The 15,927-nt window shown below is 72.8% G+C and carries 14 protein-coding genes; 11 read left to right on the top strand and 3 right to left on the bottom strand.

The genetic code is table 11. From position 1 onward, the window contains the following. Positions 1-176: 176 nt before the first annotated feature. The 3 genes from chvE (at position 177) to mmsB (ending at position 4,138) form a co-directional block, all read left to right on the top strand. Entirely contained in the window at positions 177-1,304 is a 1,128-nt protein-coding gene (gene chvE, locus ACQPXD_RS31370; protein WP_432824930.1) for a multiple monosaccharide ABC transporter substrate-binding protein, read from the top strand. A 78-nt stretch (positions 1,305-1,382) separates the two neighbouring features. Beyond that, entirely contained in the window at positions 1,383-2,894 is a 1,512-nt protein-coding gene (gene mmsA, locus ACQPXD_RS31365; protein WP_432844028.1) for a multiple monosaccharide ABC transporter ATP-binding protein, read from the top strand. 29 nt (positions 2,895-2,923) lie between these two features. Beyond that, complete coding sequence (gene mmsB / locus ACQPXD_RS31360; RefSeq protein ID WP_432844026.1) at positions 2,924-4,138, top strand: multiple monosaccharide ABC transporter permease; 1,215 nt, start codon at positions 2,924-2,926, stop codon at positions 4,136-4,138. 3 nt (positions 4,139-4,141) lie between these two features. Here mmsB and ACQPXD_RS31355 read toward each other — a convergent pair whose 3' ends face one another. Continuing rightward, positions 4,142-4,885 (bottom strand): alpha/beta fold hydrolase, encoded by a 744-nt coding sequence (locus tag ACQPXD_RS31355; protein ID WP_432824929.1) that lies wholly within the window; start codon positions 4,883-4,885, stop codon positions 4,142-4,144. After that, positions 4,882-6,246 (bottom strand): MFS transporter, encoded by a 1,365-nt coding sequence (locus tag ACQPXD_RS31350; protein WP_432824928.1) that lies wholly within the window; start codon positions 6,244-6,246, stop codon positions 4,882-4,884. Before ACQPXD_RS31350 ends, ACQPXD_RS31355 begins: the two co-directional genes overlap by 4 nt. A gap of 67 nt (positions 6,247-6,313) precedes the next feature. Between ACQPXD_RS31350 and ACQPXD_RS31345 the strand changes: the two genes are divergently transcribed. The 6 genes from ACQPXD_RS31345 to ACQPXD_RS31320 are packed head-to-tail and all read left to right on the top strand — an operon-like array spanning position 6,314 to position 12,296. Continuing rightward, complete coding sequence (locus ACQPXD_RS31345) at positions 6,314-6,721, top strand: MarR family winged helix-turn-helix transcriptional regulator (RefSeq protein ID WP_432824927.1); 408 nt, start codon at positions 6,314-6,316, stop codon at positions 6,719-6,721. After that, positions 6,718-7,299, top strand: a complete 582-nt coding sequence (locus ACQPXD_RS31340) for a DinB family protein (RefSeq protein WP_432824926.1) — start codon at positions 6,718-6,720, stop codon at positions 7,297-7,299. Before ACQPXD_RS31345 ends, ACQPXD_RS31340 begins: the two co-directional genes overlap by 4 nt. Before the next feature lie 31 nt (positions 7,300-7,330). Beyond that, on the top strand, positions 7,331-8,038 hold the full coding sequence (locus tag ACQPXD_RS31335) for a Clp protease N-terminal domain-containing protein (RefSeq protein WP_432824925.1): 708 nt from the start codon (positions 7,331-7,333) through the stop codon (positions 8,036-8,038). 54 nt (positions 8,039-8,092) lie between these two features. Then, on the top strand, positions 8,093-9,808 hold the full coding sequence (locus ACQPXD_RS31330) for an NAD-dependent malic enzyme (protein WP_432824924.1): 1,716 nt from the start codon (positions 8,093-8,095) through the stop codon (positions 9,806-9,808). 6 nt (positions 9,809-9,814) lie between these two features. Then, on the top strand, positions 9,815-11,284 hold the full coding sequence (locus ACQPXD_RS31325) for a class II fumarate hydratase (RefSeq protein ID WP_432824923.1): 1,470 nt from the start codon (positions 9,815-9,817) through the stop codon (positions 11,282-11,284). Next, positions 11,277-12,296 (top strand): asparaginase, encoded by a 1,020-nt coding sequence (locus tag ACQPXD_RS31320; RefSeq protein WP_432824922.1) that lies wholly within the window; start codon positions 11,277-11,279, stop codon positions 12,294-12,296. Before ACQPXD_RS31325 ends, ACQPXD_RS31320 begins: the two co-directional genes overlap by 8 nt. A 343-nt stretch (positions 12,297-12,639) precedes the next feature. Here the strand turns inward: ACQPXD_RS31320 and ACQPXD_RS31315 are convergent, their stop codons facing one another. Then, the gene (locus ACQPXD_RS31315; protein WP_432824921.1) at positions 12,640-13,524 is read right to left on the bottom strand and encodes a LysR family transcriptional regulator; all 885 of its coding nucleotides are present in this window, start codon (positions 13,522-13,524) and stop codon (positions 12,640-12,642) included. Positions 13,525-13,606: 82 nt separating this feature from the next. Here ACQPXD_RS31315 and ACQPXD_RS31310 point away from each other — a divergent pair, with 82 nt between their 5' ends. Together ACQPXD_RS31310 and ACQPXD_RS31305 are read left to right on the top strand one after the other, a co-directional pair. Beyond that, complete coding sequence (locus tag ACQPXD_RS31310; RefSeq protein WP_432824920.1) at positions 13,607-14,827, top strand: MFS transporter; 1,221 nt, start codon at positions 13,607-13,609, stop codon at positions 14,825-14,827. Positions 14,828-14,938: 111 nt separating this feature from the next. Next, positions 14,939-15,922: an NAD-dependent epimerase/dehydratase family protein gene (locus ACQPXD_RS31305; protein ID WP_432824919.1), complete on the top strand. Its 984-nt coding sequence runs from the start codon at positions 14,939-14,941 to the stop codon at positions 15,920-15,922. The last annotated feature ends 5 nt before the right edge of the window (positions 15,923-15,927 follow it).

The following is a 15,927-nucleotide window of genomic DNA, read 5'->3' as shown; positions in this document are numbered from 1 at the left end:
CGGCGCGCAGAACGGCCAGATCACGATCGCCGCCCTCGTCTTGACACCCCTCTTTGTGAGCGTTAACACTGTGGCGGCAACGCCCCAGCAACGAACCTGAAATCGCGCCGTTGGCAGCGTTCACATCCCACGCCGCCGATTGGCCGCAGCATGCTGCCTGCGAGGAGACGAGAAGGATGAAGTTCGCGCGCATCGCCGCGGCGACGGTGGGCCTCGCCGTCGCGCTCGGCGTTACCGCCTGCGGATCGACCGAGAAAACCGCCGACAAGGACGCCGCCGCCACCGCCGGCGCCGGCTCGCTGATCGGCGTCACGATGCCGACCAAGTCGTCGGAGCGCTGGATCGCCGACGGCAACAACGTCAAGGCCGCGCTGGAGAAGCTCGGCTACAAGGTCGACCTGCAGTATGCCGAGAACGACATCCCGACGCAGGTCAACCAGATCGAGAACCAGATCACCAAGGGCGCCAAGGTCCTGATCATCGCCTCGATCGACGGCACCGCCATCACCACGCAGCTGCAGGAGGCGGCCGACAAGCACATCCCGGTCATCGCCTACGACCGGCTGATCCGCAACTCGCCGAACGTGGACTACTACGCCACCTTCGACAACTACAAGGTGGGCGTGCAGCAGGCGACCTCGCTGCTGGTCGGCCTCGGCCTGAAGAAGGAGGACGGCTCGGACGGCACCGCTACCGGCCCGTTCAACATCGAGCTGTTCGCCGGTTCCCCCGACGACAACAACGCCACGTTCTTCTTCAACGGCGCGATGGACACCCTCAAGCCCTTCATCGACAAGGGCACGCTCGTGGTGAAGAGCGGCCAGACCGACTTCAAGACGGTCGCGATCCTGCGCTGGGACCCGGCGACGGCCCAGAAGCGCATGGAGGACCTCATCACGAAGACGTACAACGGCGGCACGAAGGTGCAGGGCGTGCTCTCGCCCTACGACGGGCTCTCGATCGGCATCCTCTCGGCGCTCAAGAGCGCGGGCTACGGCACCGCCGGCCAGCCGTACCCGATCGTGACCGGCCAGGACGCCGAGGTCGCGTCGGTGAAGTCGATCATCGCCGGTGAGCAGTACGCGACGATCTACAAGGACACCCGCAAGCTCGCCGACGTGACGGTCACGATGGCCGACGCGGTGCTCAAGGGCGGCAAGCCCGAGGTCAACAACACCAAGGACTACGACAACGGCAAGAAGGTCGTCCCGTCGTACCTGCTCGACCCGATCGTGGTCTACAAGGACAACTACAAGTCCGTGCTCGTCGACTCCGGTTACTACACCGAGAGCCAGCTCAAGTAAGCCGGCGCGCCGCCGGGGGTCCACGGGGCCCCCGGCGGTGCCGTAAGGGAGAACAGCGTGTCCGAGGCCCTCCTGCAGATGCGGGGCATCACCAAGACGTTCCCGGGCGTCACCGCCCTGGACGACGTCAACCTCACCGTGCGCCGCGGCGAGATCCACGCCATCTGCGGGGAGAACGGCGCCGGCAAGTCGACCCTGATGAAGGTCCTCTCGGGGGTGTACGGGCACGGGACGTACACCGGGGAAATCCTCTTCGACGGCGAGCCCTGTCACTTCAACGGGATTCGCGACTCGGAGCGGCGCGGGATCGTCATCATCCACCAGGAGCTCGCGCTCATCCCCTACCTGTCGATCGCCGAGAACATCTTCCTGGGCAACGAGCGGGTGCAGCGCGGCCTGATCGACTGGAACAAGACCAACGCCGACGCGGCCGCGCTGCTGGCCCGGGTCGGGCTGCGGGAGAACCCGGTCACCCCGGCCATGGACATCGGCGTCGGCAAGCAGCAGCTGGTGGAGATCGCCAAGGCGCTGTCCAAGGAGGTCCGGCTGCTCATCCTCGACGAGCCCACCGCGGCGCTCAACGACGAGGACTCCGCGCACCTGCTCGACCTGCTGCGCGGCCTGCGCGACCAGGGCATCACCTGCGTGATCATCTCGCACAAGCTCAACGAGATCGAGGCGATCGCCGACGCCACCACGATCCTGCGTGACGGGCGCACGATCGAGACCCTCGACATGCACGCGCCGGGCGGGGTCGGCGAGGACCGGATCATCGCCGGCATGGTCGGGCGCGACCTGGAGCACCGGTTCCCGCCGCACACCCCCGACGTCGGCGAGGAGGTGCTGCGGATCGAGGACTGGACGGTGCACTCCCCGACGCAGCCCGGGCGGCGGGTGGTCGACGGGGCCTCGCTGACCCTGCGGGCGGGCGAGATCGTCGGGCTGGCCGGGCTGATGGGCGCCGGGCGGACGGAGCTCGCGATGAGCGTCTTCGGGCGCAGCTACGGGGTGAACATCAGCGGCCGGGTGTTCAAGCGCGGCAGGCCGATCGCGCTGCGCACGGTCGAGGAGGCGATCGGCCACGGCATCGCCTACGCGACCGAGGACCGCAAGCGCTACGGGCTCAACCTCATCGAGGACATCCAGCGCAACGTCTCCGGCGCGGCGCTGTCCAAGCTGTCGGTGCGCGGCTGGGTCGACGACAACCGGGAGTACCGCGTCGCCGAGAACTTCCGCGGCAGCCTCAACATCAAGGCGCCGGGCGTCGGCACCGTCACCGGCACGCTGAGCGGCGGCAACCAGCAGAAGGTCGTGCTGGCGAAGTGGATCTTCACCGACCCCGAGGTGCTGATCCTCGACGAGCCCACCCGCGGCATCGACGTCGGCGCCAAGTACGAGATCTACACGATCATCAACCGGCTCGCCGAGCAGGGCAAGGCCGTCCTGGTCATCTCCTCCGAGCTGCCCGAGCTGCTCGGCATCTGCGACCGGATCTACGCCCTGTCGGCCGGCCGGATCACCGGCTCGGTCGAGCGCGCCGAGTTCTCGCCCGAGCGGTTGATGCGCCTCATGACCCGCATCAAGGAATAACCCGGATTGAAGGACTGAAATTGACCACTGTGGTTGAGCCCGCGGTCGAGCCGGCCGTGACGCCGGCGACGCGGTTCTCGGTGAACCTGCGCCAGAGCGGCATCTACATCGCCTTCGCCGCGATCGTGGTGCTGTTCGAGATCCTGACCCAGGGCTCGCTGCTGGAGCCGCAGAACATCTCGAACATCGTCGTGCAGAACTCCTACATCCTGATCCTCGCGATCGGGATGATCCTGATCATCATCGCCGGGCACATCGACCTGTCCGCGGGCTCGGTCGTCGCCGTTACCGGGGCCCTGGCCGCGGTGCTGATGGTGAACCTCGACGTGCCCTGGCCGGTGGCGATCGCGATCACCCTGGTCGCCGGGGCGCTGATCGGGGCCTGGCAGGGTTTCTGGATCGCGTACTTCGGGATTCCGGCCTTCATCGTGACCCTGGCCGGCATGCTCGTGTTCCGCGCGCTGACCATGACGGTGCTGGGCAACCAGGGCATCGGCCCCTTCCCCGACGACGTGCGCACGCTCGCCAACGGCTTCACCCCGGGCTTCCTGAACAACGTCGGCCTCGGCCCGCTCGGCGGCGCTGACCTGTTCACGCTGCTGGTCGGCCTGGCCGCGGTGGCCGGCATCGTGGTCGTGCAATGGCGGGCCCGCCGCGGCCGGCTCGGTTACGGCCAGCAGGTCGACTCGCTGCCGGTCTTCGTCGCGAAGATCGCCGGCGCGTCGCTGGTGCTGATGTACATCATCGTGCAGCTGGCCCGGTTCAAGAACCTGCCGTGGGTGCTCGTGCTGCTGGCGGCGCTGGTCCTGGCGTACACCCTCGTCTCGCAACGGACCGTCTTCGGCCGGCACATCTACGCCGTCGGCGGCAACCTGCAGGCGGCGAGCCTGTCGGGCGTGAAGGTCAAGCAGGTCACGTTCTGGATCTTCGTGAACATGGGCCTGCTGGCCTCGATCGCCGGCATCATCTTCGCCGGCCGGCTCAACCAGGCCGGCCCGACCGCGGGCAACCAGTTCGAGCTGGACGCCATCGCCGCGGCGTTCATCGGCGGCGCGGCCGTGCAGGGCGGCGTGGGCAAGGTGGTCGGCGCCATCACCGGCGGCCTCATCATGGCCGTCATCAACAACGGCATGTCCCTCATCGGCTCGCCGCCGGAGCGGGTGATGCTGGTCAAGGGCCTGGTGCTGCTCGCCGCGGTGGCCTTCGACGTGTGGGCCAAGCGCCGGGCCGGCCGCTCCCGGTGAGCCTCACGAGGTGAAGGCCCGCAGGGCCGCCAGCAGCGCCTGGGGGCTCTCGATCTGGGGCAGGTGACCGGTGCGCTCCAGCAGCACGAACCGCGCACCGGGGATCGCCTCGGCGTAGGCCCGGCCGAAGTCGGGGTCGACGATGCGGTCGCTGTCGCCCCACACCACCAGGGCGGGGTAGGTCAGGCCCTTGAGCCGCGGCTGCAGGGTCGGGTCGGCCATGGCCGGCCCGCCCGCGTAGACGGCCAGCGCGGCGCGGTTGCCGGCCATCACGGCCCGGGCCTGCTCGCTCATCGTGTCGGGATTGATGAGGTACCGCTCGGGCTCGTAGTAACTGGCCTGCGCGATCTGCGGGAACGTGAGGTTGAAGAAGTCGGCGACCGGGTGGCCGGGCACCTCGATGCCGACCGCGTCGACGAGCACGACCCGGCCGATCCGGGCCGAGCCGCGCAGGGCGAGCTCGGCGGCGATCCAGCCGCCGATCGAGTTGCCGATCACGGTGACGTCGTGCAGGTCGAGGTCGTCCAGGAACGCGTCGTAGACGGCGGCGAGGTCGGCGACGGTCGCGACGGTTTCCGGCCGAGGGGTACCGTCGAAGCCCGGGTGGGCGGGGGTGATCACGCGGGCCGGAAGCTCGGCCGCCAGCCGCTCGGCGAAGCCGGTCACCGACTGCGGGCCGGCGCCTCCGTGCAGGAGCAGGATCGCTCGTCCGGTGCCGCGCTCGGTGTGGGTCACGGTGGTGTTCATGCGGTGGTCCTCCTGGTCATGAGCAGTGGAAAGGAAATCAGGGCGGTCAGGGACAGGGCGGCGGTCAGCGCGGTGGCGCAGGCCCGCACCGCGTCGGCGGGCTCGCCGGCGAGCAGCCCGCCGAGCACGGCCGGGCCGAGGGCGGCGCCGATCTGGCGCACGGCGTTGTTGGCCGCGCCGGCCAGGCCGGCGAACGCGCCCGGCACCGACTGGACCGCGACGGTCGAGCTGGTCGACATGACCAGCCCGGCGCCGGCGCCGAGGATCGCCAGCCGCCAGCCCAGCGCGGAGAGCCGGCCGGCGGCGGGGTCGCCGCCGGGCAGCGTCAGCAGCAGGGCGGCGCCGGTGGCGGCGACGACGAGGCCGCCGAGCAGGATGGCGCGTGACGGCCACCGCCGCTGCAGCCGGCCGGCCACCACGGCGGCCGTCGCGTTGCCGGCGAACAGGCAGGCCAGCCGCAGCGCGATGCCGAGCTGGCCCACGTGCTGGCGGCTCAGCGCGAGGCTGAGGAAGAACAGCCCGCCGCCGACGGCGAACAGCACCACGGTCGCGGCGAGGCCGGCCGCGGCGAACCCGCGCGAGGCGAACAGCGACAGCGGCAGCAGGGGCGCCGCGGCCCGCCGCTCGATCGCCGCGAGCGCGACGACCGCGAGCGCCGCCACGCCGAACGCGGCGAGGGTGGCCGGGGCGGTCCAGCCCGCGGTGCCGCCCTCGATGACGCCGGACACCAGCGCGGCCACGGCCACCGCGACGGCGGCCTGCCCGGCCGGGTCGGCCGGGCCCCGCCGCGGCGCGCGGGACTCGGCCACGCCGGAGCCCAGCGCCGCGGCGACCGCGGCGAGCAGGGCGATCGGCGGATAGAGCCACCACCACCGCCCGACCGCGCCGGCCAGGAACGGCCCGAGGCCGAGGCCGCCGACGGTCGCCGCGGCCCACAGCGAGATCCAGCGGGCCCGCCGCGGCGCGTCGGGCGCGGTGGCCGCGAGCAGGCCGAGGGAGGCGGACATGACGGCGCCGGCGCCGAGGCCGGCGACGCCCTGCGCGACCCACAGCGCCACGATCGCGGACGGCCCGCCGGCCGCGCCGGCGGCCCAGCCGATCGCCGCGCCGAGCGCGGTGCCGGCCAGGCCGGCCAGCGTCACCGCGCGCCGCCCGAGGCGGTCCGCGAGGACCCCGGCCGGCAGGACCGCCGCGGCCAGGGCGACGGCGAACGCGTCCGACACCCACTGCAGCCGGCCGGTGCCGGCCCCGGTGGTCGCGGCCACCGCGCCCAGCGCGCCGTTGACCGCCGAGAACGGCAGGTAGGACACCAGCATCGCCAGGCAGGCGAAGGCCACGGTCCGGTTCGGGTGGGCGCTCATGTCAGGGACCTTATATCAGCATGTTGAGATAAGCAACCTGATATAAGGGTGCTGGTATAGTAGCGGCATGACCAGGGCAATCTCCGAGATCGGGCTGTCGATCAAGCGCCTGCAGATGCGCCACCACCGGGCCGCCAACGCCGCGCTCGCGCCGCTGGGCCTGAGCCTGGTGCAGTGGGACGCGCTGCGGCACCTGCACCGCAACCCCGGCGCCTCGCTGCACGACCTGGCCCAGCTGACCTTCCAGACCGACCAGTCCTTCGGCACGCTCGCCACCCGGATGATCGACCGCGGCCTGATCGAGCGCGTCCCCGGCCCCGGCCGGGCGGTCCGCCACCGCATCACGCCCAAGGGCGACCAGCTGCGCGAACAGGGCCAGCAGCGATTGAATCAGGTGCTGACCGAGTCGTTCGCGAAGCTCACCGAGGACCAGCTCGCGACCTTCGACGAACTGCTGCTGAGATTGCTGTCATGAACGCGGACGCGAAGGACGACCTGCGCAAATATCTGCAGACCGGGCGCGAGAACCTGGTCTGGAAGCTCGACGGGCTCTCGGAGTACGACATCCGCCGGCCGATGGTGCCGACCGGGACCAGTCTGCTGGGGCTCGTCAAGCACGTGGCCTGGGTCGAGGCCGGCTATCTCGGCGCCACGTTCGGGCGGCCCTTCCCGGAGCCGCCGCCCTGGCAGGACGACAACGGCGAGAGCAACGACGACATGTGGGCGACCGCCGAGGAGTCGCGGGAGGACATCGTCGGGCTCTACCGGCGGGTCTGGGCGCACTCCGACGCGACCGTCGAGGCGCTGGAGCTCGACGCGGTCGGGCACGTGCCCTGGTGGGACCCGGCGCGCAACGAGGTGACGCTGCACCGGGTGCTGGTCCACCTCGTCGCCGAGACCGACCGCCACGCCGGCCACGCCGACATCGTGCGGGAGCTCATCGACGGCGCGGCCGGCTGGCGGCCGGGCACCGACAACCTGAGCAGCCACGACCCCGCGTGGTGGGAGGCCTACCGGGCCCGGGTGGAGGCGGCCGCGCGGGCGCACGGTTGACGTGTAACCCCAGTGGGGGTACACAAGGGTTATGCCGAAAATCAACGTGTACCTCCCGGACGAGCTCGCCGAGGCGGTGCGCGCCGCCGGCGTGCCCGTCTCGGCGGTCTGCCAGCGCGCCCTGGAGCTGGCGGTCCGGCGGCTGACCGCGATCCGCGAGACCGTCGTCGGCGACCTCGACGACGAGACCCTGGCGGCCCGGCTGCCGCAGTTCACCGCGCGGGTCCGCACCGCCCTGCGGCTCGGCGTCGAGCGGGCCCGGGCCGAGGACGCCCCCGCGGTCGGCACCGGCCACCTGCTGCACGGCCTGCTGAGCGAGGGCGGCAACCTCGCCCTGCACGTGCTGCGGGCGCTGGAGATCGAGCCCTCCGCCATCGTGGCGGTCACCGCGGACGAGGCCCCGGTGGCCGGCGACGACCGGCGCCGGTTCAGCGCCCCGGCCGCCGCCGCGCTCGAGCTGGCCGTCACCGAGGCGACCGCGCTCGGCCACAACTACGTCGGCGGCGAGCACCTGCTGCTCGGCCTGGCCGCCGAGCCCGACGGCGCCGCCGGGCGGCAGCTACGCGCGCTCGGCGCGGAGCTGCGCCTGACCCGCCGGGCGGTGAGCGCCGCGCTCGCCGGCTACGTGCACCTGCGCGCCCAGACCCCAGCCGCCGATCAGCTGGCCGAGGTCGTCCGCGCGCAGCTGGAGCCGCTGGTGCGGCGCATCGAGCGCATCGAGGAGCGGATCCAGGTGTAGGGCGTCGGCGTCGGGTACAGGAAGGCGCGTCGACTGCACGCGAGGGGGCGAGCGATGACTGCCGCGACGCTGGTGTCGGGGAGGCGGAAGTTCCGGACCGAGGGTGACGGCTACGTCACCACGGCCCGCGGTGCGGAGGTGCTCGACACGCCGCTGCTGAACAAGGGCACGGCGTTCACCCGCCAGGAGCGGGCGGCGCTGGGGCTGCAAGGGCTGCTGCCGCCCGCGGTGCAGTCGCTGGACGAGCAGGTCCGCCGCGTCTTCGAGCAGTACCGCGAACAGCCGACCGACCTGCACAAGAACGTCTTCCTGGCGATGCTGCAGGACAACAACGAGGTCGTGTTCTACCGGCTGCTGGCCGAGCACCTGCGCGGCATGCTGCCGGTGGTCTACGACCCGACCGTCGGCGAGGCGATCCGCAAGTACAGCCACGAGTACCGCCGCCCCCGCGGGGTGTACCTCTCCATCGACGACCCGGACGGGATCGAGACCGCCCTCGCCGACCTGGGGATGGGCGCCGGCGACGTCGACCTCATCGTCGCCTCCGACGCCGAGGAGATCCTCGGCATCGGCGACTGGGGCGTCGGCGGCATCGACATCGCCGTGGGCAAGCTCGCCGTCTACACCGCCGCGGCCGGCATCGACCCGGCCCGGGTCATCCCGGTCTCGCTCGACGTGGGCACCGACAACCCGCAACTGCTCGGGGATCCGCAGTACATCGGCAACCGCCACGAACGCATCCGCGGGCGCCGCTACGACGACTTCATCGACGCCTACGTGCGGGCCGCGACCGAGCTCTTCCCCAACGCCCTGCTGCACTGGGAGGACTTCGGCCCCGGCAACGGCCGGCGCATCCTCGAGCGCTACCGGGACCGGGTGTGCACGTTCAACGACGACATGCAGGGCACCGGCGCCATCGTGCTCGCCGCCGCGCTCGGCGCCCTGCGGGTGGCCGGCACCCGCATGCGCGACCAGCGCGTCGTCGTCTTCGGCGCCGGCACCGCGGGCGCCGGCATCGCCGACCAGCTGCGCGACGCGATGGTGCGCGACGGCGCCGACCCGGACACCGCGACCCGGCGGATCTGGTGCGTCGACCGGCCGGGCCTGCTCACCGACGACCTGCGCGACCTGCGCGACTTCCAGGTGCGATACGCCCGCCCGGCCGGCGAGGTCGCCGGCTGGTCCCGCGACGGGCGCATCGGGCTGGCCGAGGTCGTCGCCCGGGCGAAGCCGACCATGCTGATCGGCACCTCCACCGTGCACGGCGCGTTCACCGAGCCGATCGTGCGGGAGATGGCCCGGCACGCCGACCGGCCGATCATCTTCCCGCTGTCCAACCCGACCGAGCGCATCGAGGCGATGCCCGCCGACCTGATCCCGTGGACCGACGGCCGGGCCTTGGTCGCCACCGGGATCCCGGTGCCGCCGGTCCGTCACCAGGGCGTCACCTACGCCATCGGCCAGGCCAACAACGCCCTGCTGTACCCGGGCCTGGGCCTGGGCGCGGTGGTCGCCCGGGCCCGGCGGATCAGCGACGCGATGTTCCACGCCGCGGCCGTCGCCGTCGCCGCCCTGGTCGACGCCGGTAGCCCCGGCGCCTCGCTGCTGCCGCAGGTGGAGAACCTGCGCGAGGTGTCGGCCGCCGCCGCCACCGCCGTGGCCGACCAGGCCGCCGCCGAGGGCCTCGCCCGCGCGTCGCTCACCGACACCGCGCGGCAGGTGCGCCAGGCGATGTGGTGGCCCGAGTACCGCCCGATCAAGGCCGGGTGAGCGAGCATGGCCCAGCGCCGACCGAGCCGCCGGCACGCCGCGCCCACCATCCACGACGTGCCGATCGGCATCACGGCGACCGGCACCCGCACCGAGACCGACGCCCTCGGCACGATCAAGGTCCCGGCCGAGCGCTACTGGGGCGCGCAGACCCAGCGTTCCCTGGTGCATTTCGCGATCGGCGACGACCGCATGCCCAAGGCCGTCTACCACGCCTACGGCTACGTCAAGCAGGCCGCCGCGGCCGTCAACGGCCGCGCCGGGCGCCTGCCCACGTGGAAGGCCGACCTGATCGCCCGGGTCGCCGGCGAGGTGATCGCCGGCGACCTCGACACCGAATTTCCGCTGTACGTCTGGCAGACCGGCTCCGGCACCCAGTCCAACATGAACGTCAACGAGGTCATCGCCAACCGGGCGATCCAGCTCACCGGCGGCCGGCTCGGCTCGAAGACGCCGGTGCACCCCAACGACGACGTCAACATGGGCCAGTCGTCCAACGACACGTTCCCGACCGCGATGCACATCGCCGCCGTGACCGCGATCGAGGAACAGTTGCTGCCGCCGCTCACCCGGCTGCACGACGCCATCGCCGGGAAGAGCCGCCAGTGGGCCGGCGTGGTCAAGGTCGGGCGCACCCACCTGGAGGACGCCACGCCGCTGACCGTCGGCCAGGAGTGGTCGGGCTACGCGGCGCAGCTCGAGGACGCCTTCGCCTTCCTCACCGCCACCATGAGCGGCCTGTACCGGCTGGCCATGGGCGGTACCGCGGTCGGCACCGGACTCAACGCCCCGCCCGGCTTCGCCGTCGAGACCGCGGAGCTGATCGCGACCCTGACCGGCCGCCCGTTCGTCACCGCGCCCAACAAGTTCGCCGCCCAGGGCTCCCTGGACGCCCTGGTGCGCACCTCGGCCGCCCTGCGCGGCGTGGCGGTCGCCCTGTTCAAGTTCGCCAACGACATGCGCTGGCTCGGCTCCGGCCCGCGGACCGGCCTGCACGAGCTCGACCTCCCGGCCAACGAGCCCGGCTCGTCGATCATGCCGGGCAAGGTCAACCCGACCCAGGCCGAGGCCATGCTCATGGTCTGCATCCAGGTCATCGGCTCCGACACGGCGGTGGCGATGGCCGGCAGCGAGGGCAACTTCGAGCTCAACGCCTTCCGCCCGATCGTCATCAGCAACGTCCTGCACTCGATCCGCATCCTCGGCGACGCGACCGACCACCTCCGCCGGTTCCTGGTCGACGGGGCCCGGCTCGACGAGGACCGGCTGCGGGACAACGTCGACCGGTCGGTCATGATGGTCACCGCGCTGTCCCCGGTGATCGGCTACGACGAGGCGTCCCGGATCGCCCACCTCGCCATGGAGGACGACCTGACCCTGAAGGAGGCCGCCATGCGCCGCGGTGTCAGCGAGGAGTTGTTCGCCCGGGTCGTCGTGCCGGAACACCTGACCCGGGCCGGCATCGCCGGTGCGTAGGGTCCTGCTGCTGGCGACGAAGGACGTCATCGCCTATCGCCGCCGCCCCGGCAACGCGGGCGTCGCCACCGCCGCCGAGCTGCTCGCGACCGTGCCCGCCGCCCGGGCTTCGGCCTCGGACCCGGCCTCGGCTCTGGCCGCGGCCTCGGACCTGGGCGCCCGGGTCGAGGCCGAGGACGTCATGGCCGAGCCCGGGTGGGACATGGAGCCGACCACGATGCTGATGCTGGCCCGCCGCGCCCGCTCCGCGCTCGCCGACGAGGGCTACGCCGGGGTGGTGGTGACCCACGGCCTGGACACCATCGAGGACACCGCCTACCTCACCGACCTGCTCGCCGGCCCCGCCGCCGGCCGCGGCGGGATCGTGCTCACCGGCGCCACCCGCGCGCTGGACGACCCGGACACCGACGGCCCGGCCAACCTGGCGGCGGCCCTCACCGCCGCCGCCGACCCGGCCACGGCCGGCCTCGGCGCCGTGGTCTGCCTGGATGGCGAGCTGCACGCCGCCCGCTGGGTCACCCTCGCCGACGCGCTGAACCGGCCCGCCCTCACGTCCGCCCCGCACGCCCCGGTCGCCCGCGTCCGCGGCGGCCGCGTCGAGCGCCTGGCCGCCCCGCCACCCCGCCCTCCGGCGCCGACCGGCATCCCCGACACCAATGTCACGCTCATCAAGGTGTACCCCGGAATCGACCCGATCCTGCTCACCACCGCCGCCGACGCGGGCGCGCGGGGCATCGTGCTGGAGGGCACCGGTCTCTACAACGTCCCGGCGAGCCTGCTCGCGGCGATCAGCGACCTGACCGAGTGGGACATCCCGGTGGTGATCGCCTCCCGCAGCCGCGTCCCCGACGCCGAGCTGGCGCTGCTGCCCGCCGGCAACGGCCTGGCCGCGGGCGTGGGCGCCATCGGCTCCCGCGGCCTGCCCGCCGGCAAGGCCCGCGCGGCACTCATGGTCGCCCTGAGCACCTCCGGCGGCGTGGCCGCCGCCCGGAAGTGGTTCGCTTCCCTCTGACGCTCGCGGTTACGCCGCGGGGCTGAGCTCGGTCGCGGTAGCGCGAGCACGGCGCAGCGACCGGAAGTCTCCGTGATCATGCGCAACCCGGCGTCGACGCCAACGGTTTTTCATGATCGTGGAGTGCTGATGTACCCCTGTGTACCGAAAGGTTCCGGGATCATGGCAAACCCGTGGTGCGGTCAGCGCGGGCATCATGATCACGGAGACATACGTCCGGCTCGGCCGGAGGTTGCGCCCGGCGGGTGCGACAGCCGCACCGGTCCGCCGCGCCACGCCGCCGCGGACCGGCGCCGAGGACCGCGCTCGTGGCTCACCGACGCCCTGCCTGCGGCGCGTGCGGTCAGCGGCGGAAGTCGTCGACCAGGGCGAGGAGGGCGCGGGCGGCCGCGCTCGGGCGGCGGGTGGCGGCCGTGGCGACCGCGAAGTCCCAGCGCAGGCGGGTGGTGACCGGGCGGACGCGGACGGCGGATGATGCGTCGGCGACGGCGAAGCGGGGGACCAGGGCGACGCCCAGGCCCTCGCGGACGTACTGGTGAATCGTGGACACGTCGGCGACCTCCAGCGCCACCCGGCGGCGCAGGCCGGCGGCGGCGAAGCCGCGGTCCACCTCGGTGCGGTTGCCGTAGCCGAGCGGGGAGTCCACGAACGGCTCGTCCGCCAGGTCGGCCAGGGTCACCTCGGGGCGGTCGGCGAGCGGGTGCGCGGCCGGCAGCACCGCCACGATCGGCTCGGCGGTCAGCACGCGCACCGACAGGCCGGCCGCGGCCCGGCCGGCGGAGGCCAGGAACGCCACGTCGAGCTCGCCCTCGTGCAGGGCGGTGGCCAGGCCCTCGGAGCCGGTCGGGGCGGCGCGCAGGCGCAGGTCGACGGCCGGGTGCTCGGCGCGGAACCGGCCCAGCAGGCCGGGCAGGTCGACGATGCCGACCGACAGCAGCGTGCCGATGCGCAGCGTGCCGCGCAGGCCGCCGCGGACCTCGGCGACCGCGTCGCGGGCGGCCTGGGCGGCGTCGATGGTGGCCCGGGCGGCGGGCAGCAGCGCGGCGCCGGAGTCGGTCAGCGTCACCCGCTGCGAGCTGCGCTCGAACAGCCGGGCGCCGAGCTCGCGCTCCAGGGCGCGGACGGCGGCCGAGACGCCGGACTGCACGACCCGCAGCCGGGCGGCCGCCCTCGTGAAACTCTGCTCCTCGGCGACGGTCACGAAGTACACCAGGTGCCGCAGCTCCATGACCGGCATCATCGCATTTCGTGATGATGCCCAGCACGAAGATTCGTGGTTGGTGCTGGTACCGTCCGGGCACAGTGGCGGCATGACCACCGTCCTGTCCCGCCCGGCGGCCCGTCCGGCCGGGCGCGATCGCAAGCTCAGCCACGAGCAGGGCTTCTGGGCGATCGCGCTGGCCTTCGCCGTCTCCCTGGCGTTCACCGTCATCCCGACGCCGCTCTGGGCGCTGTACCAGCGCCACGACGGCTACTCGACGATCGGTGTCACGGTGGCGTTCGCCGCCTACGCGTTCGGCGTCATCGCGAGCCTCTTCCTCGCCGGCCACGTCTCGGACTGGCTGGGCCGCCGCCGGGTGCTGCTGCCGGCTGTCCTGCTGGAGGCGGTCTCCGCGACGCTGTTCCTCACCTCGACCTCGTTCGGCGTGGTGCTCGTCGCCCGCGTGCTGTCCGGCCTCGGCATCGGCATGATCACCGCCACCGCCACGGCCCACCTCTCCGAGCTGCACGCCGCCGCCCGACCCGGCGCCGGGCGCGCCCGCGGCGACCTCGTCGCGACCGTGGCGAACCTCGGCGGCTTCGCCTTCGGCCCGGTGGTCTCGGGCCTGCTGGCGCAGTACGCGCCGGCCCCGCTGCGCACGCCGTACCTGGTGTTCCTGGGCCTGCTGCTGCTCGCCGCGATCGCCGTGTCGCTGGTGCCGGAGACGGTCGCCACGCACCGCCGCCGGTACCGCCCGCAGCGCGTCGACGTCCCGGCCGCCACCCGCCCGCGGTACTTCGCCGCGACCGCCGGAGCCTTCGCCGCCCTCTCGGTCCTGGGCCTGTTCACATCCCTGGCCCCGGCATTCGTCGCCGGCACCCTGCACCACCCGTCCCGCGCCCTGGCCGGCGCGGTGGCCAGCCTGGTCTTCGGCAGCGGCGCCGTCGCCCAGGTGCTGCTGCGCCGCCGCTCGCTGCGCGACCAGGTGGCCGCGGGCCTGATCCTCATGGTCGCCGGCCTGGCCACGGTCACCGCCGCGGTCTGGGCGCAGAGCCTCCCGGCCTTCCTGGTCGGCGGCGCCGTGGCCGGCGCCGGCGCGGGCGCCCTGTTCAAGGGCACCATCTCCACGGTGGTCGACCTGGCCCCGCCCGCGGTGCGCGGCGAGGCCCTGGCCGGGCTGTTCCTCGGCGGGTACCTCGGGCTGGCCGTCCCGGTCCTGGGCCTGGGCGTGCTGACGCAGCTGGTGAGCCCGCAGGTCGCGCTGCTGTGGTTCGCCGGGGCGATCGCGGCGCTGATCGTCGCGGTGAGCCGCCCCCTGCTGCGCCGCTGACGCCGGCACCCACCAACGCCGTGTTGCTGGAGGTCATCGTCCCCGCCCGCGGCGGCCGCGGGGAGCCGCGCGGGGCGGCGGGGCGGGTGGGCGGCGAGTAGTGTGCGGGCGGTGAAGGTACTGTTCATCGGCGGCAGCGGCATCATCAGCTCCGCGTGCTCGCGGCTGGCCGTCGAGCGCGGCATCGACCTCTATGTGCTCAACCGTGGCGCGACCGCCACCCGGCCGCTGCCGGAAGGTGCGCACGTGCTGCACGCCGACATCCGGGACGCCGGGTCGGTGCGTGAGGCGATCGCCGGGCATACCTTCGACGCGGTGGTCGACTGGGTCGCGTTCACCACCGAGCACGTGCACGCCGACATCGAGCTGTTTCGCGGGCGCACCGGGCAGTATGTCTTCATCAGCTCGGCCTCGGCCTACCAGACGCCGCCGGCTCGGCTGCCGGTCGTGGAGTCCTCGCCGCTGCGCAACCCGTTCTGGCAGTACAGTCGCGACAAGATCGCCTGCGAGGACCTGCTGGTGCAGGTGTACCGCGACAAGGGCTTTCCCGCGACGATCGTGCGGCCCTCGCACACCTACGATCGCACGCTCGTCCCGTTCGACGGGGGCTGGACGGTGCCGGCGCGCATGCGGGCGGGCAAGGAGATCGTGGTGCACGGCGACGGCACCTCGCTGTGGACGCTGACCCACCACGAGGACTTCGCGAAGGCGTTCGTGCCGCTGCTGGGGCACCCGCGGGCGATCGGCGACACGTTTCAGATCACCGGCGACGACGTGCTGACGTGGAACCAGATCGCCGAGCACCTGGCGGCGGCGCTCGGCACCACGGCGAAGATCGTCCACGTGCCGTCCGACGCGATCGCGGCGGCGGACCCCGACTGGGGGGCCGGGATGCTCGGCGACAAGGCGCACTCGATGGTGTTCGACAACGCGAAGGTCAAGGCGCTGGTGCCGGACTACGTGGCGACCATCCCGTTCCACCGCGGGGCGCGGGAGATCGTGGCCTGGTTCGACGAGGACCCGGCCCGCCAGGTCGTCGACGAGCGGCTGGACAAGGTGATGGACGAGCTGATCGAGCGGTATCGCGTGGCCTGAGACAC

The sequence above is a fragment of the Dactylosporangium sp. CA-092794 genome (assembly GCF_050948465.1).
Classification (GTDB): domain Bacteria; phylum Actinomycetota; class Actinomycetes; order Mycobacteriales; family Micromonosporaceae; genus Dactylosporangium.
This window is presented reverse-complemented; position numbering and strand designations above follow the sequence as displayed.

What these genes read in the sequence shown, in the direction of transcription:
- chvE (WP_432824930.1), top strand. Translation starts at nt 177, where the DNA reads ATGAAGTTCGCGCGCATCGCCGCGGCGACGGTGGGCCTCGCCGTCGCG.
- mmsA (WP_432844028.1), top strand. Translation starts at nt 1,383, where the DNA reads ATGCGGGGCATCACCAAGACGTTCCCGGGCGTCACCGCCCTGGACGAC.
- ACQPXD_RS31355 (WP_432824929.1), bottom strand. Translation starts at nt 4,885, where the DNA reads ATGAACACCACCGTGACCCACACCGAGCGCGGCACCGGACGAGCGATC.
- ACQPXD_RS31350 (WP_432824928.1), bottom strand. Translation starts at nt 6,246, where the DNA reads ATGAGCGCCCACCCGAACCGGACCGTGGCCTTCGCCTGCCTGGCGATG.
- ACQPXD_RS31345 (WP_432824927.1), top strand. Translation starts at nt 6,314, where the DNA reads ATGACCAGGGCAATCTCCGAGATCGGGCTGTCGATCAAGCGCCTGCAG.
- ACQPXD_RS31340 (WP_432824926.1), top strand. Translation starts at nt 6,718, where the DNA reads ATGAACGCGGACGCGAAGGACGACCTGCGCAAATATCTGCAGACCGGG.
- ACQPXD_RS31335 (WP_432824925.1), top strand. Translation starts at nt 7,331, where the DNA reads ATGCCGAAAATCAACGTGTACCTCCCGGACGAGCTCGCCGAGGCGGTG.
- ACQPXD_RS31330 (WP_432824924.1), top strand. Translation starts at nt 8,093, where the DNA reads ATGACTGCCGCGACGCTGGTGTCGGGGAGGCGGAAGTTCCGGACCGAG.
- ACQPXD_RS31325 (WP_432824923.1), top strand. Translation starts at nt 9,815, where the DNA reads ATGGCCCAGCGCCGACCGAGCCGCCGGCACGCCGCGCCCACCATCCAC.
- ACQPXD_RS31315 (WP_432824921.1), bottom strand. Translation starts at nt 13,524, where the DNA reads ATGGAGCTGCGGCACCTGGTGTACTTCGTGACCGTCGCCGAGGAGCAG.
- ACQPXD_RS31310 (WP_432824920.1), top strand. Translation starts at nt 13,607, where the DNA reads ATGACCACCGTCCTGTCCCGCCCGGCGGCCCGTCCGGCCGGGCGCGAT.